Annotated in this window: 21 protein-coding genes; 4 read left to right on the top strand and 17 right to left on the bottom strand. The window is 68.3% G+C overall.

Translation table 11 applies throughout. From position 1 onward, the window contains the following. Positions 1–64 precede the first annotated feature (64 nt). From DT074_RS11475 to DT074_RS11550, 15 genes are all read right to left on the bottom strand, one after another. Positions 65–1,759 carry a uracil-xanthine permease family protein gene (locus DT074_RS11475; protein WP_162914829.1) on the bottom strand — a complete coding sequence of 565 codons (1,695 nt, stop codon included), beginning with the start codon at positions 1,757–1,759 and terminating at the stop codon, positions 65–67. A 19-nt stretch (positions 1,760–1,778) separates the two neighbouring features. Next, complete coding sequence (locus DT074_RS11480) at positions 1,779–2,129, bottom strand: STAS domain-containing protein (RefSeq protein WP_119419993.1); 351 nt, start codon at positions 2,127–2,129, stop codon at positions 1,779–1,781. Further along, on the bottom strand, positions 2,126–2,569 hold the full coding sequence (locus DT074_RS11485) for an ATP-binding protein (protein ID WP_162914830.1): 444 nt from the start codon (positions 2,567–2,569) through the stop codon (positions 2,126–2,128). Before DT074_RS11485 ends, DT074_RS11480 begins: the two co-directional genes overlap by 4 nt. 13 nt (positions 2,570–2,582) lie before the next feature. After that, positions 2,583–3,809, bottom strand: coding sequence for a SpoIIE family protein phosphatase (locus DT074_RS11490; protein ID WP_119419995.1), 1,227 nt, complete (start codon positions 3,807–3,809; stop codon positions 2,583–2,585). Next, entirely contained in the window at positions 3,806–4,183 is a 378-nt protein-coding gene (locus tag DT074_RS11495; RefSeq protein WP_119419996.1) for a response regulator, read from the bottom strand. Before DT074_RS11495 ends, DT074_RS11490 begins: the two co-directional genes overlap by 4 nt. Beyond that, positions 4,180–7,368, bottom strand: coding sequence for a response regulator (locus DT074_RS11500; protein ID WP_162914831.1), 3,189 nt, complete (start codon positions 7,366–7,368; stop codon positions 4,180–4,182). Before DT074_RS11500 ends, DT074_RS11495 begins: the two co-directional genes overlap by 4 nt. Positions 7,369–7,427: 59 nt before the next feature. Beyond that, positions 7,428–8,585 (bottom strand): TRAP transporter substrate-binding protein, encoded by a 1,158-nt coding sequence (locus tag DT074_RS11505; protein ID WP_368744613.1) that lies wholly within the window; start codon positions 8,583–8,585, stop codon positions 7,428–7,430. A 108-nt stretch (positions 8,586–8,693) separates the two neighbouring features. After that, positions 8,694–9,830: a tRNA guanosine(34) transglycosylase Tgt gene (tgt, locus tag DT074_RS11510; RefSeq protein WP_119419999.1), complete on the bottom strand. Its 1,137-nt coding sequence runs from the start codon at positions 9,828–9,830 to the stop codon at positions 8,694–8,696. Then, a complete protein-coding gene (gene queA, locus DT074_RS11515; protein WP_119420000.1) occupies positions 9,827–10,846 on the bottom strand; it encodes a tRNA preQ1(34) S-adenosylmethionine ribosyltransferase-isomerase QueA in 1,020 nt (339 codons plus the stop codon). Before queA ends, tgt begins: the two co-directional genes overlap by 4 nt. Before the next feature lie 141 nt (positions 10,847–10,987). Next, on the bottom strand, positions 10,988–11,512 hold the full coding sequence (locus DT074_RS11525) for a peptidylprolyl isomerase (protein WP_368744623.1): 525 nt from the start codon (positions 11,510–11,512) through the stop codon (positions 10,988–10,990). Positions 11,513–11,547: 35 nt separating this feature from the next. After that, entirely contained in the window at positions 11,548–12,066 is a 519-nt protein-coding gene (gene coaD, locus DT074_RS11530) for a pantetheine-phosphate adenylyltransferase (protein ID WP_119420003.1), read from the bottom strand. Positions 12,067–12,072: 6 nt separating this feature from the next. Further along, entirely contained in the window at positions 12,073–14,835 is a 2,763-nt protein-coding gene (gene gyrA / locus DT074_RS11535) for a DNA gyrase subunit A (RefSeq protein ID WP_438503678.1), read from the bottom strand. 86 nt (positions 14,836–14,921) lie between these two features. Then, entirely contained in the window at positions 14,922–15,785 is an 864-nt protein-coding gene (locus DT074_RS11540) for a DMT family transporter (protein ID WP_368744615.1), read from the bottom strand. Then, positions 15,782–16,708, bottom strand: a complete 927-nt coding sequence (locus DT074_RS11545) for a bifunctional helix-turn-helix transcriptional regulator/GNAT family N-acetyltransferase (protein WP_119420004.1) — start codon at positions 16,706–16,708, stop codon at positions 15,782–15,784. The genes DT074_RS11540 and DT074_RS11545 overlap by 4 nt, the downstream gene beginning before the upstream one ends. 115 nt (positions 16,709–16,823) lie before the next feature. After that, the gene (locus DT074_RS11550) at positions 16,824–17,750 is read right to left on the bottom strand and encodes a bifunctional helix-turn-helix transcriptional regulator/GNAT family N-acetyltransferase (RefSeq protein ID WP_119420005.1); all 927 of its coding nucleotides are present in this window, start codon (positions 17,748–17,750) and stop codon (positions 16,824–16,826) included. A 122-nt stretch (positions 17,751–17,872) separates the two neighbouring features. Here DT074_RS11550 and DT074_RS11555 point away from each other — a divergent pair, with 122 nt between their 5' ends. Both DT074_RS11555 and DT074_RS11560 read left to right on the top strand, forming a co-directional pair. Continuing rightward, on the top strand, positions 17,873–19,948 hold the full coding sequence (locus DT074_RS11555) for a molybdopterin-containing oxidoreductase family protein (RefSeq protein WP_119420006.1): 2,076 nt from the start codon (positions 17,873–17,875) through the stop codon (positions 19,946–19,948). Positions 19,949–19,986: 38 nt separating this feature from the next. After that, positions 19,987–21,207 carry an MFS transporter gene (locus DT074_RS11560; protein WP_119420007.1) on the top strand — a complete coding sequence of 407 codons (1,221 nt, stop codon included), beginning with the start codon at positions 19,987–19,989 and terminating at the stop codon, positions 21,205–21,207. Here the strand turns inward: DT074_RS11560 and DT074_RS11565 are convergent. Next, positions 21,200–21,982 carry a DODA-type extradiol aromatic ring-opening family dioxygenase gene (locus DT074_RS11565; protein WP_119420008.1) on the bottom strand — a complete coding sequence of 261 codons (783 nt, stop codon included), beginning with the start codon at positions 21,980–21,982 and terminating at the stop codon, positions 21,200–21,202. The genes DT074_RS11560 and DT074_RS11565 overlap by 8 nt on opposite strands. Continuing rightward, complete coding sequence (locus DT074_RS11570; RefSeq protein WP_162914832.1) at positions 21,979–23,238, bottom strand: MFS transporter; 1,260 nt, start codon at positions 23,236–23,238, stop codon at positions 21,979–21,981. Before DT074_RS11570 ends, DT074_RS11565 begins: the two co-directional genes overlap by 4 nt. Positions 23,239–23,360: 122 nt before the next feature. Between DT074_RS11570 and DT074_RS11575 the strand changes: the two genes are divergently transcribed. Next, complete coding sequence (locus tag DT074_RS11575; RefSeq protein ID WP_119420059.1) at positions 23,361–23,873, top strand: disulfide bond formation protein B; 513 nt, start codon at positions 23,361–23,363, stop codon at positions 23,871–23,873. Further along, the gene (locus tag DT074_RS11580; protein ID WP_119420060.1) at positions 23,870–24,424 is read left to right on the top strand and encodes a demethoxyubiquinone hydroxylase family protein; all 555 of its coding nucleotides are present in this window, start codon (positions 23,870–23,872) and stop codon (positions 24,422–24,424) included. Before DT074_RS11575 ends, DT074_RS11580 begins: the two co-directional genes overlap by 4 nt.

The raw sequence follows: 24,424 nt of genomic DNA on the forward strand, positions 1-24,424 counted from the left end.
CCCCTGCTGCGGACAGGTTACGGAGCCTCGCCGCCGGGCCCAAGCGATTTCCTCGCCCGCCCGCTCAGTGGTCGTAATGCAGGGTCATCTCGGCGCCGTCGGCGGTGCGGCGGCCCTGGATGCGGTCGGCGCTCTGGCGCAGCAGATAGCCGGCGAGCAGGCGCTCCCCGTCCTCGCTCGCCACGATCTCGCGGGGGCTCGGCTTGCGGTCGGGAACGGTCAGCGGCGCGCCGGCATAGCGGATCCGGATGTCGAGGTTGAACTCGTCGAAGCTCGCCTCGATCTCGACGCCGCCGGGCGGGGCGCCGATGACTTCCAGCACCTGCACCGCGCCAAACACCGCGCGGCGGATCACGTCGCGCCGCGCCGCCCACCGGGCGCCGGCCTGGGTCAGGAACTGCTCGACCGCCTCGAAGCCGATGCGGCCCGGCTCGAGCCGCATGGACACGCGCTGGCGCACGCCGATGCGCATCACGAGATTGAGCGCCACGGCGCAGACGGTGCCGAGCACCAGCGAGTTGCCGAAGATCGGCCGCAGCACGAAAGGCACGCCCATCAGCGCCTCGTGATAGACGTCCGCCACCACCGCCATGGCGAAGGAAAAGCCGATGACGATGTTCTTGCGCGCGTCCAGCATGCGCGCGGTGATCATCTGCAGGCCGCTGGTGAAGACGAAGGCGGCGGTGAAGAACAGCGCCGCGCCCATCACCGGCAGCGGCATCGCCGCCAGAACCACCGCCGCCGGCGGCAGGAAGGCGAGCACGGCGAAGCCGATGCCGACGGCATAGCCGATGCTGCGGCTGGTCACGCCGGTCGCGCCGGAGAGGCCGATCGAGGAACTGTAGGTGTTGACGCCGCAGCTGCCGATCAGGCCGCAGAAGACGACGGCGATGCCGTTGGCGGAGACGCCGCCGGCGAGCGAGGCGAATTTCGGGCGGACCCAGTCGGCATCGTTGATCCGCTGGGCGTTCGACACGTCGCCCATCGCGCGCAGCGTCGCCGCGAGCGAAGCCACCGCGAAGGGCACGACCAGCAGCGGATCGAACGACCAGCCGACATGGTCGAGCCTGGGCAGGCGGAAGATGCTGATTCCGCCCGGAGGCATGGCCTTGGAAAATTCGAGCAGGCCGAGCGCGGCGCTCAGGCCATAGCCGACGATCATGCCGATCAGCACGCAGAACATCCGGCCATAGCCGCGGGACCAGACGTTTAGCACGATCATGGTGGCGAGCGAGAGACCGGCGACGATCACGTAATCAGGGTCGATCCGCTGCCGGTCGTTGAGGCCGAGGCTGTAGCGGGCGCCGAGGCCGGCAAGCGTCAGGCCGACCACGGCGATGACCAGCCCCGCGATCTCCGGCGGCAACAGCGCGCGCAGCCGCCGGAGCAGCGGCGCGATGGCGATCTGCATCAGCCCGCCGACCACCGTCATGCCGAAGACCAGCGCCAGCCCGCCCTGGCGCAGCGCGAACAGCGAGGGGCCGAGATAGATCGCCGTGAAGGCGGCCGGGCAGAGGAAGCCCGAGCCCGCATAGGGCGAGGCGAGGCAGAACACGACCGTGGCGGCGCCGAGGCCGAGCATCGAGAGCGAGACGAGGTCGAGGAACTGGTTGCCGACCAGCCCGGCCTCGCGCGCGAGGATGATCGGAAAGACCAGGGTGACGGCCATCAGCGCGATGTGCTGCGCCGCGGAGCCGACGACGATCGGCAACGGCGGTCGCTCGTCGACCCCGTAGATCAGCTCGGGCGGGCGGGTCATGAGGGGGCGCGGGACACGTTCAGCCGAGCTGCCGCAGCGCATCCTCGCGCGATTCGTGAATGGCGAAGACCTCGGTCAGGCCCCCCATCTCGAACAGCTCGCGCACATGGCCGGCAAGGCTGCAGAGCGCGAATCGCGCCGCCTGGCGCTCGGCCTCGTCGGTCGCCACCAGAAGCGCGCGGAAAGCGGCGCTGGTGAGGTAAAGCACAGCGCCGAGATCGACCAGGATCGACTTCTCGCCCGCCGTGATCAGGCGCGTGAGGGCGGCCATCACGTCGTTCGCATTGCTGCTGTCGATCCGGCCCGCAAGCGTCACCACGCACACGCTGCCGGCGCGCGTCTCGCCGATGCTGAGGGCGCTGTTGTTCATTCTTCCTTCCTCCCGCCGATGGCGCCTACCGCGCACGACTTGACGAGCCGGGTGTGGTTGCGCCCGGCGATGCGCTCGTAAGCGAACTGGTCCACCAGCTGCTTCACCATGTGAATGCCGAGCCCCCCCGGCCGTGGCCGTTTCCCGGCCGGCGGCGGCTCGGGAGCAGGCGCCGCGAGCGGGTCGAAGGCCCGGCCGTCATCGACGATCTCGAGCTCGACCTGGTCCGCGCCCGCGCGGATCCGCACCAGAATTTCATGCCGCCCCCCGTCATCCCAGGCGTATTTGATCAGATTGCTGACGACCTCGTCGAGCGCAACCTGAAGCTGCATCAAGGGACGCATTCCGATGCCGAGCTCGGCGGCGAGCGCGTCCAGCGCATCGCGCAGGGTGCCGATCTCCGCCATCTCGCTGCCGATACGGAGCTCGACCTCGCGCATCATGATGCCTCGCTCACGTGGCGGGGCCGGCCCAGGCGATCGGCGGCACGTCGCCCGCCGCCCCGGCGGGCCGCCAGCGCAGGGCGAGCGCGGTGACGTCGTCGGCCCGGGGCGCGCTGCCGGTAAAGACGTCGACCGCGTCCTTGACCGCGCGCACCATGTCGAGCGGCTCCGCCGCATTGGCCTCGCGCAGGAGTCGGCCCAGCCGCTCAATCGAGAACAGGTCGCCCTTGTCGTTCAGTGCCTCGAACACACCGTCGGAGCAGACGAACAGCGCATCGCCCGGCTGGATCGCCAATGTGCGGGTCTGATAGGCGGCCTGGCGGCGCACGCCCAGCGGCATGGCGGGCTTCGCGTCGATCTGCCGGGTTTCGCCGGTGGCGGAGACGAGGTGCGGCGGGGGGTGGCCGGCATTGACGAAGGAAACGAGGCCCGTACGGGTGTCGATCAGGCCCAGGAACAGGGTGACGAACATGCGGTCGTCGTTGTTCTGGCAGAGCTCGCGGTTCACCGCCTCGGCGACGAGGCCCGGATCGATCTCGTCGGCGCGCCATTCACGCCACAGATTGACCGAGATGCGGACCAGGCTCCGCGCGCGCGCCATGAACATCGCCGCCGAGGCGCCCTTGCCGGACACGTCGCCGACCAGGAAACAGAAGGCGTGCTCGCCGGCATAGAAGCAGTCGTACAGGTCCCCGCCGACCTCGCGCGCCGGCTGCATGACCGCATGCACGGCGACCGGGTGCGACGGCGAGCAGGCCGGAAACTGGTTCGGCAGCATGGCAAGCTGCAGCGCGCGGGCGGCATCCAGCTCCTGCTCCAGCCGGGCGAGATTGCGGCGCACCTCGTCGCGCAGGCGCTTCTTCTCCAGCGAGGCGCCGACCCGGGCCCGGAGCAATGTGGGATTGAACGGCTTGGTGAGATAGTCCTCGGCGCCGAGCTCGATGCAGCGGATGACGCTGTCCAGCTCGTCCAGCGCCGAGATCATGATGATCGGGATGTCGCGCAGCGCCGGCGTCGCCTTGACCTGTTCCAGCACCTCGTAGCCGTTCAGGTCCGGCATCATGATGTCGAGCAGGACGAGGTCGAAGCGCTCCGCGTTCAGCTTGTCGAGCGCCTCCCGCCCGTTGGCGGCGGTGGCAAGGTTGGTATAGCCCTCGCGGGTGAGCCGGCGGGTCAGCGTGTAGCGGTTGTCCTCGTTGTCGTCCACGACGAGGAGAGCGGGGTCGCCCACGGTCATGGCGCGCCGCCGCGGCCCAGTAGCGCCTGGATCTTGCCGAGCAGCCGCTCGATATCCACGGGCTTGGTATCGAAATCGTCGCAGCCGGCGGCGAGCGCCTTCTCCCTGTCGCCGGTCATGGCATGCGCGGTGAGGGCAATGACGGGGATATGCCGCGTCGCCGCGCCCGCCTTGATGCGCCGCGTCGCTTCCCAGCCGTCGAGCACCGGCAGGCTCAGATCCATGAGGATGATCTCCGGCCGTTCCGCCGCCGCCATCGCCACGCCCTGGGCGCCGTCGGACGCGACGATGACGGTATGGCCCTTGCGCGTCAGCCGGCCCTTCAGCACATAGACGTTGTCGTCGTTGTCCTCGACGTAAAGGATCCGGCTCATGCCACGGCCGCCCTTTCCCCGCGGCCGCGCCGGACGCAGCGGCCGAGGACATCGCGGACCTCGCGCAGAATCTCCTCGCGTCCGGTCTTCTGGATCACCCGCTCGACCCGGCCGTTGAGGCGGGCCCGGTCGTCCGCGGACAGGTCGCGGGCCGTGATCACGATGACCGGGAGGTCGCGCCACTCCGCCCTGCCCCGCACGGCTTCCAGGAACTCGAAACCATCCATCTGCGGCATCATCAGGTCGAGCAGCACGGCGTCGGGCAGCGCCTCCTCGAGCCGGGCGATGGCCACCTGGCCGTTATCGGCCTCGGCGGTGCGCCAACCCACATCCTCGAGCGCGACCTTCAGCCGGTGACGGCCGATCTCGTCGTCGTCGACGATCAGGATATGGCCGTCCGCAGCCTGGCCGACCTGGCGCAGGACGCGGATCAGGGTGTCGCGGTCGACCGGCTTGACCAGATAGTCGGTCGCGCCGAGCGAGAAACCGCGGTTCTTCTCGTCGACGATCGTCACCAGCACGACCGGGATATGCGCGAGCGCCGGATCGCCCTTGATGGCGGCGAGCACGGTCCAGCCGTCCAGATCCGGCATGTCGACGTCCAGCGTGATCGCCGCCGGGTCGAGCGCGCGCGCCAGCCTGAGGCCCTCCTGCCCGCCTTCCGCCGCGGCGACGTCGAAGCCCTCGCGCTCGAGGAAGCGACCGACCACGTCGCGCACGGTCTGATCGTCGTCGATCACCAGGATCAGCGGGCGGTCGGATGGCGGCGCGGCGCGCGGCGGTGCCGGCGCCGTCGATGGGGCCGGTGCGGCAGGCTCATGTTCGGCGACTTCGATCGGCAGCAGGATGGTGAACCGCGAGCCCTTGCCGGGCTCGCTCTCGACGGAGATGTCGCCGCCCATCATCTGGCAGAAGCGCCGGCTGATGGCGAGGCCGAGCCCGGTGCCACCGAACTTTCGCGTGGTGGAGGAATCGGCCTGGGAGAATTCCTGGAACAGCTTGCCAAGCTGTTCGGACGTCATGCCGATACCGGTATCCTCGACCGCAATCTCGATGCGGCTGCCGCCGCCGTCGTCATGTCTTGCCGACGATATGGTGACGGTGCCGTTCGAAGTGAACTTGCCGGCATTGCTCACCAGGTTGAGCAGCGCCTGCCTGACCCGCATCTGGTCGGCATAGATCGATCCGATCGGCCCGTGCCGGACGATCATCTTGTTGCCGTTCTTCACCGCCATCGGCTCGACCGTCTTGGCGACATCCTCGATCAGGGCGGCGACGGGGAAGGATTCCAGATGGATGTCCATCTTTCCGGCCTCGATCTTGGATAGATCGAGGATGTCGTTGATCAGCGCCAGCAGGTGACGCGCGGCCCGCAACACGCGGTCGAGCGGCTCGAACTCGTCCTCGCGCTTCAGGTCGCGGGCGTCCTCCTGCAGCATCTCGGTGACGCCGATGATGGCGTTGAGCGGCGTGCGCAGCTCGTGGCTCATATTGGCGAGGAAGGCCGACTTGGTCCGGCTCGCCTCCTGCGCCGCATCGCGGGCAACTTCGAGCTCGTGCACGAGATGCGCGAGCTCCGCCTCGCGCTGTTTCAGCTCCGTGATGTCGCTGTAGGTCGCGACCACGCCGCCATTCGCCGTGCGCTGCTCGCTGATCCTGATCCAGCGACCGTCGCTTCGCCGCTGAATGTGGGCGCCAGGGTTGCGATGAGCGTCGAGACGATCCTGCACCCACGCATCGACACGACCGGATGCCTCTGCGATCAGTCCGAGTTCGGCGGCGTGGCGGATGATGGTCTCGAACGGCGTACCGGCATTCATCACGCCGTCCTGCATCGGAAACAGATCCGTATAGCGCGAGTTGGACACGACCAGCCGGTCGTCGGCGTCATAGAGCGACAGCCCGTCCGAAATGGCCTCGATCGCCTCCGTCAGGCGGCGGCGGGCCTCGGTGATCTCGCGGAGGTTGGTCTCCTCCATCTGGATTGCCGTCGCGCGAAACACGGCGAGCGACATTGCCATCTGACCGATCTCGTCGCTGCCGCCCGGCGGGAGCGGAGAGCGGAGATCGCCTTCAGCCAAAGCGAGCATCCGATGGCTGAGCGAGGTCAGGCGCGCAATCAGGTTACGGCCGACGTAGAACCATACGATCAGCACCGAGCTCAGAAGGCTGAGCACGACCGCAATGATAACCACCCAGGCGCTGAAATTGACGACCGACGCAGCCTCGGCATTGGCATTGCGGATGTCCGTCGTCGCCTCCGCCACAAGCCGGTCGACGGTCCCGGTCAGCCGTTGGGACAGCTTGGCATTCTCGGTCAGGAGACGCGATGCTGTCTCGGTCAGGGTCAGCTCACGCTCGCGCAAGGCAAAGATGCTGAGATCACCGACCACGAAGGAGCGCAGCCGGTCGATCGACTCCTTGACGAGCGACCTGAGCCTTTGATCGAGCACCGGCAGCATGCGCTCGAGCTCGTTCAGCGATTGCTGCAATCGGAAGCGGCCGACATTCAGCGCCGACTGCGCCTCGGCAGTGGTGGCGCGCTGGAACTGGTCGCTGATCGACGAGGCAAGGACCTGCGACGTCTGCAGCGCGCGGAACCAAGCGAGCGCCTGCTCGAATTCGCGATCGGCGGCGACCCGCCGCTCCACCGGCACGCTGGAATCGATAGCCACGCGGCGCCACTGCGCGATCCGCCCGTCCATGACCGCGACCCAGGGCGTGAAGAGCTGCTGCAACCCGCCCGCGGCTGCCAGGGATTGCCGCAGGATCTCGCGCCGCTGCTCCACGGCGGCCAGCCTTTCGTCGACGAGGGAGTCGAGCTCGGCGAGATTGCTCTGCAGCTGCTGGATCTCGGTTTCGAGGGAGCGCAGTGCCGCGCTCTCCATACCCCCGGCTTTGAGTTCCGTGAGCAGCTTGTTGAGCGAGACGACCTCGCGCGAAATCTCCGCGGCCCATTCGAGCTTGTCGCTTTGGCTCGCCACATTCAGCAGGGCCGGCGCGGCGGCAACGATGCGCTCCGCATGGCGCGACACGGCCTGGGAGTTCAGAGCAACCGGGATCCGCTGCTGCGTGATCCGTTCCATCACGTCGCGGATCTCGCGGAACGAGTACAGCGCAGCGGTGGCGCCCAGGATGGCAAACGCACTGATGCCGAAGAACGCCAGCAGCAATCTGCCGCGCACGCCGATCCGGTCCCACACCCCAGTGGCGGGCGGCACCGCAGGCGCGGAAGCCGGACCGTTCACGGTTGGCCCTTGGTCGACCCGGAAAGCGCAATGTGGCGTGCATTGAGGAAACCGCGCTCCGCCAGTTCGGCCCAGCGTGCGGTGCGATTGCGGAACGCGCTGAAGCTGTCGTAGATGCGGCGCGTCATCGCATCCTTCTGTCCGATCTCCGCGACGATGTCCCGGCTCGCCTTGCCGAGCGCCATCAGCAGCGAATCATCGAATTTGCGGATCTCGACCGACTTGTCGTTGGTGATCTGCTCAAGCGCCTTGGCGTTGTTCGCGTTGAACTCGGCAAGCGAGGTCGTGTACTCGGCCGCCGCCACCATCGTGATCAAGTTCCGGTCCTCGCCGGTCAGCGAATCCCAGAGCTTCTTGTTGATTCCCGTCGAGAGCACTGTGCCCGGCTCGTGGAAGCCGGGGTAGTAGTAGTACTTGGACACCTTGTGCAGTCCCAGCACGAGGTCGTTCCAGGGACCGACCCATTCGCCGGCATCGATGGCGCCGGACTGCAGCGCCGGAATGATTTCGCCGCCGGGCAAGGCAACAACGACCGAACCCAGGCGGCGCAGCACCTCACCGCCCAATCCCGGCATGCGATAGCGCAGGCCCCGGTAGCTCTCAGGCCCCTGCACTTCCTTGGTGAACCACCCGCCCATCTGTACGCCGGTATTTGTCGAGAGCAGACCCTTGACGCCGTAGGAGGCGCTGAGCTCATCCCACAACGCCTGGCCGCCGCCGAAATGAATCCAGGCCGCCATCTCGTCGGCGGTCAGGCCGAAGGGAACCGCGGCAAAGAAGCTGAAGCCGGGCGACTTGGCTTCCCAGTAGTACTCGGCGGAGTGGTACATGTCGGCGACACCGGCGGCCACGGCGTCGAATGCCTCGAAGGCGCTGACCATCTCGCCGGCACCGAAAACCTTCACCTGCAGACGATTGCCGGATGCGGCGGCGATCGTCCGACCGATGCGTTCGGCACTGGTGCCGAGACCCGGCAGGCCCTTGGGCCAGCTGGTGACGAGCTTCAACTCGCGGATGCCCTGGGCAATTGCCGGTGCGGGAAACGCCGCCGCCGCGCCGGCGGCCAGCCCGCCGCGGACCAGGAACTTGCGACGATCGACAGATTTTTCAGCTCTTCCGGCAGAGCCGGACGCCACCACCATGCGAACGGACACGGTACCCCCCATTATTTTCTTTTTTGGCCCCTAGAACCGGACATTTAATCTACAAGCGCAGCACGTTGCAAACACCGATACCTGCTCTGGTGTTGGCAGCGCGGCCTTCTAGCTGCTCTCCGACGCTGCAATGTCGTTCGCAGACCACCGCGCCCTGATCCGAGCCGCCGCTGCGGCGAGGCGGCCCTCGCCGATGGCTTCCCTGATCTCGATCATCAGGTCCTGGAAATAGGTGAGGTTGTGCCAAGTGAGGAGCATCGGCGAGAGGATCTCCTTCGCCTTCTCCAGATGGTGCAGATAGGCGCGGCTGTAATGCCGGCAGGCCGGGCAGCGGCAGGCGGGATCGAGCGGGCCCGGATCCTCGGCATGGCGCGCATTGCGGATGTTGAGCGTGCCCGAGCGCGTGAAGGCCTGGCCGGTGCGGCCGGAGCGCGTCGGCAGCACGCAGTCGAACATGTCGATGCCGCGCTCGACCGCGCCGAGGATGTCGTCCGGCATGCCGACGCCCATCAGGTAGCGCGGCCGGTCGGCGGGGAGGTGCGGCACGGTGGCATCGAGCGTCGCCAGCATTGCCGCCTGGCCCTCGCCCACCGCGAGCCCGCCGACGGCATAGCCGTCGAAGCCGGTCCGGACGAGGCCGAGGGCGCTTTCGGCACGAAGCTCGGGATTGATGCCACCCTGCACGATGCCGAACAAGGCGTGGCCCGCGCGCTCCTGGAACGCCGCCTTGCAGCGCTCGGCCCAGCGGAGCGAGAGACGCATGGCGCGAGCCACTTCCGCGTCGGTCGCCGGCAGCTGGACCAGCTCATCGAGCTGCATGGTGATGGTGGCGCCGAGCAGGTGCTGGATCTCGACCGAGCGCTCGGGCGAGAGGTGCTGCTTCGAGCCGTCGAGATGCGAGCGGAAGGTGACGCCGTTCTCGTCGACCTTCCTGAGCTCCGACAGCGACATCACCTGGAAGCCGCCGGAATCGGTGAGGATCGGGCCGTCCCAGTGCATGAAGCGGCGCAAGCCGCCGAGCCGCGCCACCCGTTCCGCGCCGGGGCGCAGCATCAGGTGATAGGTGTTGCCGAGGATGATGTCGGCGCCGGTCTCGCGCACCGCTTCCGGCGTCATCGCCTTGACCGTGCCGGCGGTGCCGACCGGCATGAAGGCCGGCGTGCGGATCTCGCCATGCGCGGTGTGCAGCCGGCCCTGGCGCGCGGCACCGTCGGTGGCGAGGCACTCGTAGCGGAACTGCGTCATGCGGCGGCCCGCGTCAGCAGGCAGGCATCGCCGTAGGAATAGAAGCGGTAACCGTTGGCGATGGCATGCGTGTAAGCCGCGCGGGCGCGGTCGAGCCCGATGAAGGCGGCGACCAGCATGAAGAGGGTCGAGCGCGGCAGGTGGAAGTTGGTCATCATGAGGTCCACCACCTTGAACCGGTAGCCCGGCGTGATGAAGAGGTCGATATCGCCGTGGAAGGCCGCGCCGCCCGAGGCTTCCAGCACGCGCAAGGAGGTGGTGCCGATGGCGACCACGCGGCCGCCTTTCGCCTTCGCTTCCGCAATCGCCGCCGCCGTGGCGGCATCGAGCGTGCCCTGCTCCGCGTGCATCCGGTGATCGGCGGTGTCGTCGCTCTTCACCGGCAGGAAGGTGCCGGCGCCGACATGCAGGGTGACGAAGCGATGGGCGATCCCGCGAGCGTCCAGCGCATGCCAGAGTTCGGGCGTGAAATGCAGGCCGGCGGTCGGCGCGGCGACGCTGCCGGAGGCCTCGGCGTGCAGGGTCTGGTAGTCGGCGCGGTCCTGCGCATCGACCGGCCGGCGGCTCGCGATATAGGGCGGCAACGGCGGCACACCCCCGGCCTCGATGGCGCGGTCCAGCGCCTCGCCCGCGCGATCGAAGGCGAGCGTCACCTCGCCGCCGTCGCTCTTCGCCTCGACGGTGGCTGTCAGCTCGACGAATTCGACACGGTCGCCGACATGCAGCCGCTTGCCCGGCCGGGCGAAGGCGGCCCAGCGTGAGGCATCGAGCCGCTTGTGCAGGGTCGCCTCGATGCGCACCTCGCCGCGACGGCCGGCCAGGCGCGCCGGGATGACGCGCGTATCGTTGGCGATGACGAGGTCACCCGGGCGGAGCAGCGCCGGCAGGTCGCGCACAATCCGGTCCTCCAGCCGCGCGCCATCGACCACGAGCAGCCGCGCCGCATCACGCGGGCTCACGGGCCTGAGCGCGATCCGCTCCGGCGGCAGGTCGAAATCGAACTCGGCGACGCGCATGGATCAGCTCTATCCGCTGGCCCCCAAATCGTCATGCCCGGGCTTGACCCGGGCATCCACGGCTCTCGGCTGCGCTGAGACCACCGCGTGGATGGCCGGGTCAAGCCCGGCCATGACCCAGATTTGCGGGCACCCGCGCGATCACTTCCCCTTCGCGTCGGCGGCGACCTGCATCTTCACGATCTTGTCGGGATCGGTGACGGCGCCCGACTGGCCGGCGCCCTTCTTGATCAGGTCGACGAACTGCATGCCGTCGGTCACCTCGCCCCAGATCGTGTACTGGCCGTCGAGGAAGCTGGCATCGTCGAAGCAGATGAAGAACTGGCTATCGGCACTGTCCGGGCTCTGCGCGCGGGCCATGGAGACGGTGCCGCGCAGATGCCGGGCATTGGAGAATTCCGCCTTCAGCTTCTGGCCGGAGCCGCCGGTGCCGGTGCCGGTCGGGTCGCCGGTCTGCGCCATGAAGCCGCGGATCACGCGGTGGAACACGATGCCGTCGTAGAAGCCCTTCCGCGTCAGCTCCTTGATGCGCTTGACGTGGTTGGGTGCGAGGTCGGGGCGCAGCCGGATCACCACGCGGCCGTCCTTCAGGTCGAGATAGATGGTGTCTTCCAAATTCTGGCTCCAGGCAGAGGGTGATGAGAGCGCGGCGACGCCCGCCGCCATCGTTCCCAGAAAAGCGCGACGTTGCATTCCAACGCTCATTCCGCGACTCCTGCGTTGCGCCGGAGCTCGGCGCAGCGCGCGATCAGCTGCTCCGCCACGCGCGGCGAGACGAAGGAGCGGATGTCGCCGCCCAGCATGGCGATCTCCTTGACCAGGCGGGAGGCGATGAACTGGTGGTTGTCGGAGGCCATCAAGAACACGGTCTCGATCTCCGAGTTGAGCCGCCGGTTCATGCCGACCATCTGGAACTCGTACTCGAAGTCGGACACGGCGCGGAGCCCCCGGACGATGACCGAGGCGCCGATCTCCACCGCGGCATGCATCAGCAGGTTGTCGTAGCCGCGCACGTCGATGTCGCGGCCGGTCAGCTGCTTCGCTTCCTCGCGCACCATGGCGACGCGTTCCTCGACCGAGAACATCGGCCCCTTGCCGATATTGATGGCGACGCCGATCACCAGCTTGTCGACGATCTTCGCGGCGCGGGCGATGATGTCGTAATGGCCCTTGGTGATCGGGTCGAAGGTGCCGGGATAAAGGCCGATCCGCGTGCCCATGCCTGACTATGCTCCTTCTTCGGAGGCCGACGTTTCCTCGCCGCCGTTGCCATCTTCTCCGTTCGTGGCGTCGGCAAGCCTGGCCACCGAGACGACGCGCTCGCCCTCGGCAACCTTCAGCAAGGTTACCCCGGCGCTGCCGCGGCGGGCAATTCGGATATCGTCGACCGGGCAGCGGATCAGCTGGCCGCCGTCGGACATCATGACGATCTCGTCCTGGTCCTCGACCGGGAACACGGCCACCACCTTGTCGCCGCGCTTGCGGGTGTCGATGTTGGTGATCCCCTGCCCGCCCCGGCCGGTCAGCCGGTACTCATAGGCGGTGGTGCGGATGCCGAAGCCGTTCTGCGTCGCGGTGAGGATGAACTGCTCGGCGGCGCCGAGCTCGGCCAGACGCTCCTGGGGCAGCGAGACCTCGGCGACGCCCTGCTCCTCGTCCTCGGCCGCGCCGGCCTCCACTTCCGGGGCCTCGCCGGAAACCAGGCGGCGCTGCTGCGCGGCGTAGCGGAGATAGGCCTGGCGCTCCTCGGTGGTGGTTTCGATCGAGCGCAGGATCGCCATCGAGATGACCTCGTCGCCCTCGGCGAGCTTCATGCCGCGCACGCCGGTCGAGGAGCGCGACTGGAACTCGCGCACATCGGTGACACGGAAGCGGATCGACTTGCCGTCGCGCGAATTGAGCAGCACGTCGTCGGTATCCGAACAGGGCAGCACTTCGATCAGCTTGTCGTCGGCGTCGTCGCCCTCGAACTTCATGGCGATCTTGCCGTTCTGGTTGATCACCACGAAGTCGTCGAGCGCGTTGCGGCGGACATAGCCATGCGCCGTCGCGAACATGACCGAGAGCTTGCCCCAGGTCTCCTCGTCCTCCGGCAGCGGCATCACGGTGCGCACCTGCTCGCCTTCGGAGAGCGGCAGCAGGTTCACCATTGCCTTGCCGCGCGCCTGCGGCTCGGCCATCGGCAGGCGGTAGACCTTGAGCTTGTAGACCTTGCCGATATTGGTGAAGAACAGCACCGGCGCATGGGTCGAGGCGACGAAGACGCGCGTCGCGAAATCCTCGTCCCGCATCGACATGCCGGTACGGCCCTTGCCGCCGCGGCGCTGCGAACGATAGGCCGAGACCGGCACGCGCTTGACATAGCCCGCCTGCGTCACCGTGACGACCATGTCCTCGCGCTGGATCAGGTCCTCGATGTCGTGCTCGAATTCCTGCGCCTCGATGGTGGTGCGGCGCGGCGTGGCGAAGCGGTCGCGCACCTCGACCAGCTCTTGGCGCACGATGTCCATCAGGCGCGGCCGGCTCGCCAGCACCTCGAGATGATCGGCGATCTCGGCGCCGATCTTCTTCAGCTCGTCGGCGATCTCGTCGCGGCCGAGCGCGGTCAGCCGGTGCAGGCGGAGCTCGAGGATGGCGCGGGCCTGCTCCTCCGACAGCTTGTAGGTGCCGTCGACCACGCGGTGGCGCGGGTCGTCGATCAGCGCGATCAGCGGCGCGATGTCTTCCGCCGGCCAGTCGCGCGCCATCAGCCGCTCGCGCGCCGAGGTGGCGTCCGGCGCGGTGCGGATCAGGTGGATCACCTCGTCGATATTGGCGACCGCGATGGCGAGACCGACCAGCACATGGGCGCGGTCGCGCGCCTTGGTCAGCAGGAAGCGGATGCGGCGGACGACGACTTCCTCGCGGAACTCGACGAAGCAGGCGATCAGCTGCTTCAGGCTCAGCAGCTCCGGCCGGCCCCGATTCAGCGCCAGCATGTTGACGCCGAAGGTCGTCTGCAGCGGGGTGAAGCGATAGAGCTGGTTCAGCACCACATCGGCGATGGCGTCGCGCTTGACCTCGACGACGACGCGCACGCCCTCGCGGTCGCTCTCGTCGCGCACCTCGGCGATGCCCTCGATGCGCTTGGAGCGCACCGCGTCCGAGATCTTCTCCACCATCGAGGCCTTGTTCACCTGATAGGGGATCTCGGTGACGATGATGGCGTCGCGGTCTTTGCGGATCTCCTCGATCTTGACCCGGCCGCGCAGCACGACGGAGCCGCGCCCGGTGACATGCCCGGCGCGGATGCCGGCCTGGCCCAGGATCACGCCGCCGGTCGGGAAATCCGGGCCCGGCACGATCTCCATCAGCCGGTGGATCGTCACTTCCGGATCGTCGAGATAGGCGAGGCAGGCGTCGATCACCTCGCCGAGGTTGTGCGGCGGGATGTTGGTCGCCATGCCGACGGCGATGCCGCCGGAGCCGTTGACCAGCAGGTTCGGGAAGCGGGCCGGGAGGACCTTGGGCTCCTCGGTCGATTCGTCGTAATTCGGCTGGAAATCGACCGTGTTCTTGTCGATATCCTCGAGCAGGGCCTCGCCCGCCTTGGCCATGCGGATCTCGGTGTAGCGCATGGCCGCCGGCGGGTCGTCGTCCATCGAGCCGAAATTGCCCTGCCCGTCCAGCAGGGTGAGGCGCATGGAGAAATCCTGCGCCATGCGCACCATGGCGTCGTAGATCGCCTGGTCGCCATGCGGGTGATAGCGGCCCATCACGTCGCCGACGATGCGGGCCGACTTGCGGTAGGGCTTGTCCGACGTATAGCCGGAATCGTGCATCGCATAGAGGATGCGGCGGTGCACCGGCTTCAGGCCGTCGCGGGCATCGGGAAGGGCGCGGGCCACGATCACGCTCATCGCGTAACCGAGGTAGGACCGCCGCATCTCCTCCTCGATCGTGACCGGCTGCACGTCGCGGGCGGTAGGCGTCTCGTCAGACAATGAAATCAGCTCATCGATTGTTGGGGGAGCGCGACTCCGAAGGCCGCGTCAAGGGCTGCCAGCAACCTAGCAAAGATGCCGCGCTGCAGCAATCAGCGGTGCGCGATCCAGATCCCTATCACGACGGCCGCGAGCCCGGCCAGAGAGGCTCCGGTGACCGCCTCGGACAGCAGCAAAGCCCCCAGAAAGGAGGCGGTTACCGGGCTCAGCGACAGGAAGACCGTGACCCGGGTCGGGCTCGCATGCCGGAGCGCATAGAGCCAGAGGAAATAGCCGACCCCGCTGTTCAGCCCGATGAAGATGACGGCCCCCCAGCCCGGCGCCGTGATGGCGGGCCAGGCCGCGAAGAACCCCTCACCCGCCGCCACCACAGCGAGAAAGCCGACCGAGGCGAGCATGGCGAAGGAGCTGACCGCGATGGTCGGATAACGCTGCAGATAGGGCCGGTAGAGCACGCTGCAGAGCGCGCCGCAGATCGCGCTGCCCAGCACCGCGAGCTCGCCCCACCAGACGCCCGCGCCGGGCGCGAGCGCCTTCTCGCCGAGGGTGACGCCGACGCCCAGGATGGTCAGAGCCACGCCGATCGTCTTCGGCGCCGTGAGCGGCTCGCGCCCCAGCGCCGCCCCGATCAGCATGGTGATTAGCGGCATGGCGGCGAAAATCAGCGCCCCGCGCGCCGAAGGAATGAAGCGCAGGCCGAAATTGAGCAGGGCGATCAGGATGCCGAACTGGGTGATGCCGAGGATGGCGATCGGCACCACATCGGCCCGCGCGAAGCGCATGGCCTGGCCGGTTGCCAGCATGGCCGGGGCGAGGCACAGGAAGCCGATGGCATAGCGCATCAGGGCGAGCGAGCCGGGCCCGGTCTGGTCGACCACATAGCGGGTCGCCACCATGGCGGAGCCGACCAGCACGCCGCTCGCCGCCGCAGCGGCCACGGCGAGGCGCTGGCTCACGTGAGCTTCAGCTCCCAGGTCTCGCTGACCAGGTCCTGGCCGAAGGCGTGGTTCTGTTCCGACGCCACCATCTGGAACCCCGCCTGATCGTAGATATGGCGCGCCGCGGTCAGGATGCTCTGGGTCCAGAGCGTGATCTTCTTGTAGCCCCGCTCGCGCGCGAAGCGGATGCATTCGGCGACCAGGCGGTTGCCGATGCCGAGACCCCGCGCCCGCGGATCGACGATCAGCAGCCGCAGCTTGGCGACCGTCTTCGATTTGCGCACCAGGAAGACGGAGCCGACCGGCTCGCCGTCCTTCTCGGCGATCCAGCAGCGTTCGCAAGCCGGATCGAACTCGTTGATGAACTTCGCGGTGATCTCCGCCACCAGCGCCTCGAAGGTCTGCTCGAAGCCGTATTCGCGGGCATAGAGCGCGCCATGCGCCTGCACCACCCAGCCCATATCGCCCGGCTGGTGCGGCCGCAGGATGTAGGGCGCGCGGCGGTCCGGCGTAGTGCCGAGGGCGCCTTCGATCAGCCGCATCGCCGCCACCACGCGAACCTGGTCGGCCTCGCTGAGCTCGCGCAGCATGGCGCCGACCCCTTCCTGCGAGTGCGCGTTGACCGGCTCGAATGCCCTGCGGCCGGCATCGGTGAGGATCAGCTGCATCTGCCGGCCGTCATGCGGTGCGGCCACCTTCTTCAGCAGGCCGCGCCGCTCGAATCCGCGCAGGATGCGGCTGAGATAGCCGGGATCGATGCCGAGATCGCGCACCAGCTCGCTCGCCGTCGGCCGCTCGCGATTGGCGAGCTCGTACAGCACGCGGCCTTCGGCGAGGGAGAACGGCGTATCTAGATAGGCCTCGTCCAGCGCGCCGATGCGCGGTGTGTAAAATCGGGTGAAGCGGCGCACCGCCGCGATCCGCTGGTCGAACGTGCTCACGTAGCCCCCGACGGCCTAGCTGGCGATCAGTTGCTCCAGGCTACTTATTTACTTGCTTTTGTCAACTATCTCCGAGACCGAGAGCCTAGGTCCGCCGACGCTCTGCCGGATCGGCTCAGGTGAGTTCCAGTTCCCAGGTTTCGTCGCTGACCGGCTCCTTGCCGAAGCCACTGGCATCCTCCGCCGCCACCAGCTGGAAGCCGGCTTGGGCGTAGACCCGCCGCGCTGCGATCAGGATGCTCTGGGTCCAGAGTGTTACCCTCTGGTAGCCGCACGCGCGCGCGAAACGGACGCATTCGGCGACCAGCTCCTTGCCGACGCCGAGTCCGCGTGCCTGCGGGTCGACAAGCAGAAGCCGCAACTGAGCTACCGTTGCAGAATGCCGGACCAGGAAGACGGAGCCGATCGGCTTGCCGTCCATCTCGGCAATCCAGCAGCGCTCCCCGGCCGGGTCGAAGTTGTTGATGAATTTGGCGGCGATCTCCGCCACCAGCGCCTCGAAGCTCTGGTCGAAGCCGTATTCGCGCGCATAGACCGAACCGTGCGCCCGCACCACCCAGCCCATATCGCCTGGCCGGTGGGTCCTTAGTTGATAGCGCGGCTCTTCCGGCCTGGCGCCGAGCAGCGTCTCGATGATGCGCATGGCCTCGACCACCCGGCCCTGGTCCGGCCCGGACAGCCCGCGCAGCATGGCGCCCATGGCTTCGCGCGCCTGGGCGTTGAGCGGCGCGAAGGCGTCGCGGCCGGCATCGGTGATCCGAACCTGCACCTCCTGCGCGTCGGCCGGCGACGGCGCCCTGCTGACCAGGCCCTTGGCCTCGAAGGCGTGCAGGATGCGGTTCAGACAGCCGGCATCGATTCCCAGATCCCCGACCAGCTCCTCCGCCGTGGCGCGGCCGCGCTGGGCGAGCTCATAGAGCACGCGCCCCTCACCGAGTGAGAACGGTGTCTGCAGACAGCCATCGTCCAGCACGCCGATCCGGGCCGTATAGAATCGCGAGAAGCGGCGCATCGCCGCCACTTGCTGATCGAAAACCGACATGGCTACCTCCTGATGCTTGCTGAAGGCTAGCGAATCATTTGACTGAATCAACTAACTCACCGAGACGTGACGCCCACTCAGCCCGCCGTTACCATCGCCCGGTCTCTCACTGGTGAGTCGCGATGAACGCGCCGTTCCGCAAGCCCGAGGTGAAGCTGGGCTATTCCGCCTGCCCGCATGATTGCCCGTCGACCTGCGCCCTCGAAGTAGAGCTCAAGGACGAGCGCACCATCGGCCGCATCCACGGGGCCGCGGACAACCGCTACACCGCCGGCGTGATCTGCGCCAAGGTCGCCCGCTACGAGGAACGCGTGCACCATCCCGACCGCCTGCGCGTGCCGCTGCAGCGGATCGGCGAGAAGGGCGAAGGCCGGTTCCGCGAGATCGGTTGGGAACAGGCGCTGGATGAGGTCGCCGAGGCGTTCCAGCGCAAGACGGCGCAATACGGCTCCGAGACGGTCTGGCCCTACTACTACGCCGGCACCATGGGCTTGGTGCAGCGTGACGGCATCCATCGCCTGCGCCATGCCATGCGCTATTCCGGCTTCCTCTCCACCATCTGCGTCAACCTCGCCTGGGGCGGCTTCATCGCCGGCACCGGCAAGCTCGCCGGCGCCGACCCGCGCGAGATGGCGGATGCCGATGTCGTCGTGATCTGGGGCACCAACGCGGTCAACACCCAGGTCAACGTGATGACCCACGCGACCCGCGCCCGCAAGGAGCGCGGCGCAAAGATCGTGGTGATCGACACCTACCGCAACAGCACGGCGGAAGCCGCCGACATGCATATCTGCGTGCGGCCGGGCACCGACGGGGCGCTCGCCTGCGCCGTGATGCACGTGCTGTTCCGCGACGGCTATGCCGACCGGGACTACCTGCGCCAATACACAGACTGCCCGGACGAATTGGAGGCGCATCTGCAGCCGCGCGGGCCCGAATGGGCCTCCGCCATCTCCGGTGTGCCGGTGGCCGAGATCGAGGCTTTCGCGAAGCTGGTCGGCGAGAACAAGAAGACCTATCTCCGCCTCGGCTACGGCTTCTCGCGCCAGAGGAACGGCGCGGCGAACATGCACGCCGCGTCCTGCATCGCCGCGGTCACCGGCTCATGGAAATACAAGGGCGGCGGCGCCTTCCACAACAACGGCGCGATCTACCACTGGGACCGCTCGCTGATCGAAGGCCACAGCAAGCGCGATCCCAAGATCCGCATGCTGGACCAGTCGCGCTTCGGGCCGGTGATGGTGAGCGACAAGACAGATATCGGTGACGGCCCGCCGGTGACGGCGCTGCTGATCCAGAACACCAACCCGGCCCAGGTGACGCCGGAAGTCGACAAGGCGCAGCGCGGCATGCGCCGCGCCGATGTCTTCGCCTGCGTGCACGAGCAGTTCATGACCGACACGGCGAAGCTCGCCGATATCGTGCTGCCGGCCACGACCTTCCTCGAGCACGACGACATCTATCAGGGCGGCGGCCACCAATATATCCAGGCCGGGCCGAAGCTGATCGAGCCCTATGCGGAGGCGCGCGAGAATCACTACGTGATCTGCGAGCTTGCCCGGCGCCTCGGCGCCGAGCATGAGGGCTTCCACATGACCGCCGCCGAGATCGCCGACTGGACGCTCAAGGCCTCGGGCTGGCCCGGCTGGGAGGAGCTCAAGGCCGCGCGCTGGCACGATTGCCAGCCGGATTTCGAGACCGCGCATTACCTCAACGGCTTCGCCTATCCGGACGGCAAGTTCCACTTCGCGCCGGACTGGTCGATGATCGGACCGAACCACAAGGTGATGCCGCGCCTGCCGGACCATTTCGCGGTGATCGAGACGGCGACCGACGAGTGCCCGTTCCGCATGGTGACGGCGCCGTCGCGCAGCTTCCTCAATTCCAGCTTCAACGAGACGCCATCCTCGGTGAAGCGCGAGAAGCGGCCGAGCCTGAAGGTGCATCCCGACGATCTCGCGAAGCTCGGCCTCAACGCCGGCCAGCGCATCCGCATCGGCAACCAGCGCGGCAGCGTGGTGCTGCACGCGGAGGCCTTCGACGGCGTGCAGCGCGGCGTCGTCATCCACGAAGGCATCTGGCCGAACGGCGCCTTCGAGGAAGGCATGGGGATCAACATCCTGGTTGGCGCCGATGCCTGCCCGCCCAATGGCGGCGCCGCCTTCCACGACAACGCGATCTGGATCAAGGCGGCCTAGCGACAGCCCTCGCCGTTCCCTGGGGAGGGAACGCCTGAATGAACATATTCGTGCCGCTGAAGCGGCCGCGCATCGCGTCGATCTGGGCCGGGCTTCTGGTCTCCGCCACCGGCGATCAGTTTTACCAGATCGCCCTGGTCTGGATCGCGGCGAGCCTGGTCGGCAGCGAGGCCGGCTATCTCACCGCGACGCAGGCGCTGGCGGTCTGCGGCGTCGGGCTGCTCAGCGGCGTGCTGGTCGACCGCTGGGACAACCGGCGCACCATGATGGGCGCCGAGCTGGTGCGGATGCTGGCCCTGCTCTCGGTGCCGCTCGCCTTCGCAGCTGGCTGGCTCGGCATCGCGCAGCTCTACCTCGTCGCCATCGTCACCGCCTCGGCCCGCGCCTTCTATCAGCCGGCGCTGCAGGCCTCGCTGCCCGTGCTGGTCCCGGACACGGATGTGCGGCTCGCCACCAACAGCCTGCTGGACGCGACGCGTCGCTTCGCGCGCATCCTCGGCGCCGGCATGATCGGCACCGTCGCGCTGGTGCTGCCGCCCGAGCATTTCTTCGTTGTCGCCGCGGCGACCTGCCTGGTGCCGGTGCTGACCTTGGCGCCGCTCCGCGCCGCTTTCGGCCTGACGCCGCAGGCGATCCGCGGCGTCGGGGGCTTGCGCGGCTTCGGCATCGAGTTCGTCGAGGTGTTCCGCCAGATCGCCCGGCACGGTCCACTGCTCTGGTCGCTCGCCGGGTCGACCCTCGGCAACGGCGCCTGGAACATCGTCTTCGTGCTGGGCCTGGTGCTGCACGTGCAGAACGTGCTGCCGGGCGAGATCGGCGCCTATGGCTATGTCATGGCGGCCTATGGCGTCGGCAATGTCGCGGCGACGCTGGTGGTCGGCAGCCTGCGGCGCGTGTCGCTCGAGCGCATCATGCTGGCGAGCCGCATCTTCTATGGCGGCGGCATCGTGGCGCTGGCCCTGGCGCCGAATGTCGCAACCCTGAGCCTTGCCGCCGCCATCGCCTCGTTCGGCGGGCCGATGAACGACATTCCCTTCCTCGCCCTGATGCAGCGCCATTTCGCGGCGCGCCAGATCGGCCGCGTCTACGCCTTCCGCCTGGTGGTGGACAGCGTCGGCCTGCTGGCGGGATCCGTCATCGCGGCGCTGGCCTTCGCCGCTTTTCCGATACCCTGGGTGATCGGCGCGACCGGCATGGCGATGATCGCCTTCGGCCTGCTCGCGTCATGGCGCGGCGCCGAGGGCAAGGCGCTCAGTTGAAGCGGAAGCTGTCCATCGCCAGCGCGCCGTACATCACGCCTTGATGCAGGCGCTCGGCCTTCGCGCCCGGGGTCGCGGCGCCGAGCGCGAAATAGAGCGGCAGCAGGTGCTCGTCGGTCGGGTGGTTCTCGCGGGCGAAGGGCGCCTTGGCCCGGTAGTCGAGCAGGTCTTCGGTGCGGCCCTCGTCCATGGCCTGCACCATCCAGTCGATGAAGCCTTGCGCCCAGGGCGCGACCGGTACCTCGCCCGGTGTCCGCGTCAGCCCGCCGAGATTGTGGGTGAACGAGCCGGAGCCGAGCAGCAGCACGCCCTCCTCCCGCAGCGGCCGGAGCGCGGCGCCGATGGCGAAGTGGTGGCGCGGATCGGCCTTGGGCTGGACCGCGACCTGCGCCACCGGGATGTCGGCGGCCGGCCAGGCGAGCTTGAGCGGCGCCCAGGCGCCGTGGTCGAGGCCCCAATCGGTAACCCGCGCGGTGGCGATGCCGGCCAGATCGAGCAGCGCCGCGGCGCGCTCCGCCACATCCGGGGCGCCCGGTGCGGGATATTGCTGGCGGTAGAGCTCGGGCGGGAAGCCGTAGAAATCGTGGATCGTCTCCGGCTGCGGATTGACCGAGACCGCCGGCACGCGCGTATTCCAATGCGCCGACATGACAAGCACGGCTTTCGGCGCCGGGATCAGGTTGCCGAGCCCGGCCAGAAAGCGCCGCGCCGGTACGTCCTCCAGGATCAGCATCGGCGAGCCGTGCGAGACGAAGAGCGAAGGCAGCGCGGTCATGCCGGGGCGTAGGCGAGCGGCGGCCGGCGCCGCTGCAGCAACAACCCGCCGATCAAAAGCAGGTTGAAGGCGTTGAAGGCGACGCCGACCAGGAAGGCCGGCCGGTAGCTCGCCGTCAGGTCGAAGACGAGGCCGCCGAGCCAGCCGCCCAGCGCCATGCCGATAGTGCCGAACAGGATGACGACGCCGATGCGCCAGCCGGCCTCGGCCACGGGAAACAGCTCGCGAACCACCAGGGGATAACAGGGCACGATGCCGCCGAAGGCAAGGCCGAACGCGGCCGACACCACGTAGAGGCTGACCAGGCCGTCGACCAGGCTAAACAATGCCAGCACGCTCGCCTGCGCCGCGGAGCCGATCAGGATGGTGGTCAGGCCGCCGAGCTTGTCGGCGAGCCGGCCCCAGAAGACGCGGGCGGCAAAGGCCGAGGCGAGCAGCAGCGACAGCATCTCCGCGCCGCGCGCCGACTGGTAGCCGAGATCGCTGCAATAGGCGACCAGATGCACCATCGGCATGGCCATGGCGACGCAGCAGCCGATGATGGCGATCGACAGCACGCCCAGAACCACATTCGCCGGGAGGCCGAGCACGCGGGCGCCCTTCACCGGATCCGCCGCGACCTGGGAGGGCAGCGGCGCCGGCGGCGGCCGGCGCAGGATCAGCGCCAGCGGCGTGATGGTCAGAGCCGCGAAGACGCCGAAGGCGACGAGCGTCGTCCGCCAGCCATAGGCGGCAATGGCATAGGTGAAGATGGTGGGGAAAAGGGCGCCGGCGATGCTCTGTCCGCTGGTGACGATGGAGACCGCGACGCCACGCCGCTTGTCGAACCAGCGGGTGATGTTGGCGACCAGCGGCGTGAAGGTCGCGCCGTTGCCGAGAAAGCCGACGAAGAAGCCGAAGCCCAGGATCAGCTGCACCGCGCTGTCGCTGCTGGCGGCAACGATGGTGCCGATCAGGATCATGATTCCGGCCAGCGCCGCCGGCTTCCAGGCGCCGTAGCGGTCGGCGAACCAGCCCATCAGGATGCCGCCGAGCCCAGCACCGATCATGCCGGCGCCGATGGCGAGCGAGGGGATCCAGCGCGGCCAGTCATGCTCGGCCGCGATGGTCTTGAGGCCGACGGTCACCACATAGGGCGCGCCGAAGCCGACCGACATGATGGCGAGCGAGGCCGAGGCGATGGTCCAGCCCTGCGGCGTCTCTATCGTGTCCCTGGCAGCGGCCCTCGCCGCGGTGCCGACCGCCGAATCGTTCATCCAGGCGCCTCCCTTTGCGGCCATGCTAGCCGGCAATCCCGCCTTGTTCGACCGGCCCGGTTTGGCGGCAGACCCCTGGTTTCGGCATGGCCCTGGCGGCCCCGGACCCGCATAATCGGGTCATGGAAACCACGCAGATTCCTCACGAATCCGTGTTCGCCGGGACGAGCCTCCGGCGTTTCGCGCCGGCCGCCGTGATTGCCGCCAGCGTCGCCATGCTCGCCGGCGCCTTCTACTTTCAATACGTGATGGGTCTGGCCCCCTGCCCGCTCTGCATCTGGCAGCGCTGGGCCTATGCGCCGCCGATCCTGATCGGTCTTGCCGGCATTCTGCTGCCGCAGCATGCACGGCCGCTGGTGCTGCTGGCCGGCCTCGCCTTCCTGGCCGGCGCCGGCATCGCGGGCTTCCATACCGGGGTCGAGCTCGGCTGGTGGCAGGGGCTTGCGGAATGCAGCGGCACGACCGGCGGCGCCACCTCGCTGGAAGATCTGCGCAAGCAGCTGATGGCGGCGCCGCTGGTGCGCTGCGACGAGGTACCGTGGTCGTTCATCGGCATCAGCATGGCGGGCTGGAACATGATCGCCCAGGTCGGCTTCGCCGCCGCCTGCCTGTGGGCCGCGCGGAGGATGCCATGAGCGCGCCTCGCCGCTACGACCATCTCGGGCGCCAGCCGGGCGATCCCACGGCCGAGGAGGCGCGGGCGCGCATGATCCGCGTCGACCATGCCGGCGAGTACGGCGCCAAGCGCATCTATGCCGGCCAGCTCGCCGTGCTCGGCGACCATGCCTCGATCCGGCACATGGCGGTGCAGGAACAGAAGCATCTCGAAGCCTTCGAGAAGCTGATGGGCGAGAGCCGCGTGCGGCCGACCGTGCTGACGCCGCTCTGGCATGTCGCCGGCTTCGCGCTCGGCGCGGCGACGGCGCTGCTCGGCGAGAAGGCCGCCATGGCCTGCACGGAGGCGGTCGAGAGCGTGATCGACGAGCATTACCAGCGCCAGGCCGAGGCGCTGGAGCCGGGCGATGCGGCGCTCAAATCCACCATCGAGCAGTTCCGCGCCGAGGAAATCGAGCACAAGGAGACCGCGATCGCCGCGGGCGCGCACGAGGCGCCGGCCTATCCGGTGCTGACCGGCGCGATCAAGCAGGCTTCGCGGCTGGCGATCTGGCTGTCGGAGCGCATCTGA

Origin of the sequence: Desertibaculum subflavum, assembly GCA_003576705.1 — a bacterium.
GTDB lineage: Bacteria > Pseudomonadota > Alphaproteobacteria > Ferrovibrionales > Ferrovibrionaceae > Desertibaculum > Desertibaculum subflavum.

What these genes read in the sequence shown, in the direction of transcription:
- DT074_RS11580 (WP_119420060.1), top strand. Translation starts at nt 23,870, where the DNA reads ATGAGCGCGCCTCGCCGCTACGACCATCTCGGGCGCCAGCCGGGCGAT.
- DT074_RS11475 (WP_162914829.1), bottom strand. Translation starts at nt 1,759, where the DNA reads ATGACCCGCCCGCCCGAGCTGATCTACGGGGTCGACGAGCGACCGCCG.
- DT074_RS11555 (WP_119420006.1), top strand. Translation starts at nt 17,873, where the DNA reads ATGAACGCGCCGTTCCGCAAGCCCGAGGTGAAGCTGGGCTATTCCGCC.
- DT074_RS11490 (WP_119419995.1), bottom strand. Translation starts at nt 3,809, where the DNA reads ATGACCGTGGGCGACCCCGCTCTCCTCGTCGTGGACGACAACGAGGAC.
- tgt (WP_119419999.1), bottom strand. Translation starts at nt 9,830, where the DNA reads ATGACGCAGTTCCGCTACGAGTGCCTCGCCACCGACGGTGCCGCGCGC.
- DT074_RS11525 (WP_368744623.1), bottom strand. Translation starts at nt 11,512, where the DNA reads ATGGCGGCGGGCGTCGCCGCGCTCTCATCACCCTCTGCCTGGAGCCAG.
- DT074_RS11480 (WP_119419993.1), bottom strand. Translation starts at nt 2,129, where the DNA reads ATGAACAACAGCGCCCTCAGCATCGGCGAGACGCGCGCCGGCAGCGTG.
- DT074_RS11560 (WP_119420007.1), top strand. Translation starts at nt 19,987, where the DNA reads ATGAACATATTCGTGCCGCTGAAGCGGCCGCGCATCGCGTCGATCTGG.
- DT074_RS11485 (WP_162914830.1), bottom strand. Translation starts at nt 2,569, where the DNA reads ATGCGCGAGGTCGAGCTCCGTATCGGCAGCGAGATGGCGGAGATCGGC.
- DT074_RS11570 (WP_162914832.1), bottom strand. Translation starts at nt 23,238, where the DNA reads ATGAACGATTCGGCGGTCGGCACCGCGGCGAGGGCCGCTGCCAGGGAC.
- queA (WP_119420000.1), bottom strand. Translation starts at nt 10,846, where the DNA reads ATGCGCGTCGCCGAGTTCGATTTCGACCTGCCGCCGGAGCGGATCGCG.
- DT074_RS11495 (WP_119419996.1), bottom strand. Translation starts at nt 4,183, where the DNA reads ATGAGCCGGATCCTTTACGTCGAGGACAACGACGACAACGTCTATGTG.
- DT074_RS11550 (WP_119420005.1), bottom strand. Translation starts at nt 17,750, where the DNA reads ATGTCGGTTTTCGATCAGCAAGTGGCGGCGATGCGCCGCTTCTCGCGA.
- coaD (WP_119420003.1), bottom strand. Translation starts at nt 12,066, where the DNA reads ATGGGCACGCGGATCGGCCTTTATCCCGGCACCTTCGACCCGATCACC.
- DT074_RS11565 (WP_119420008.1), bottom strand. Translation starts at nt 21,982, where the DNA reads ATGACCGCGCTGCCTTCGCTCTTCGTCTCGCACGGCTCGCCGATGCTG.
- DT074_RS11575 (WP_119420059.1), top strand. Translation starts at nt 23,361, where the DNA reads ATGGAAACCACGCAGATTCCTCACGAATCCGTGTTCGCCGGGACGAGC.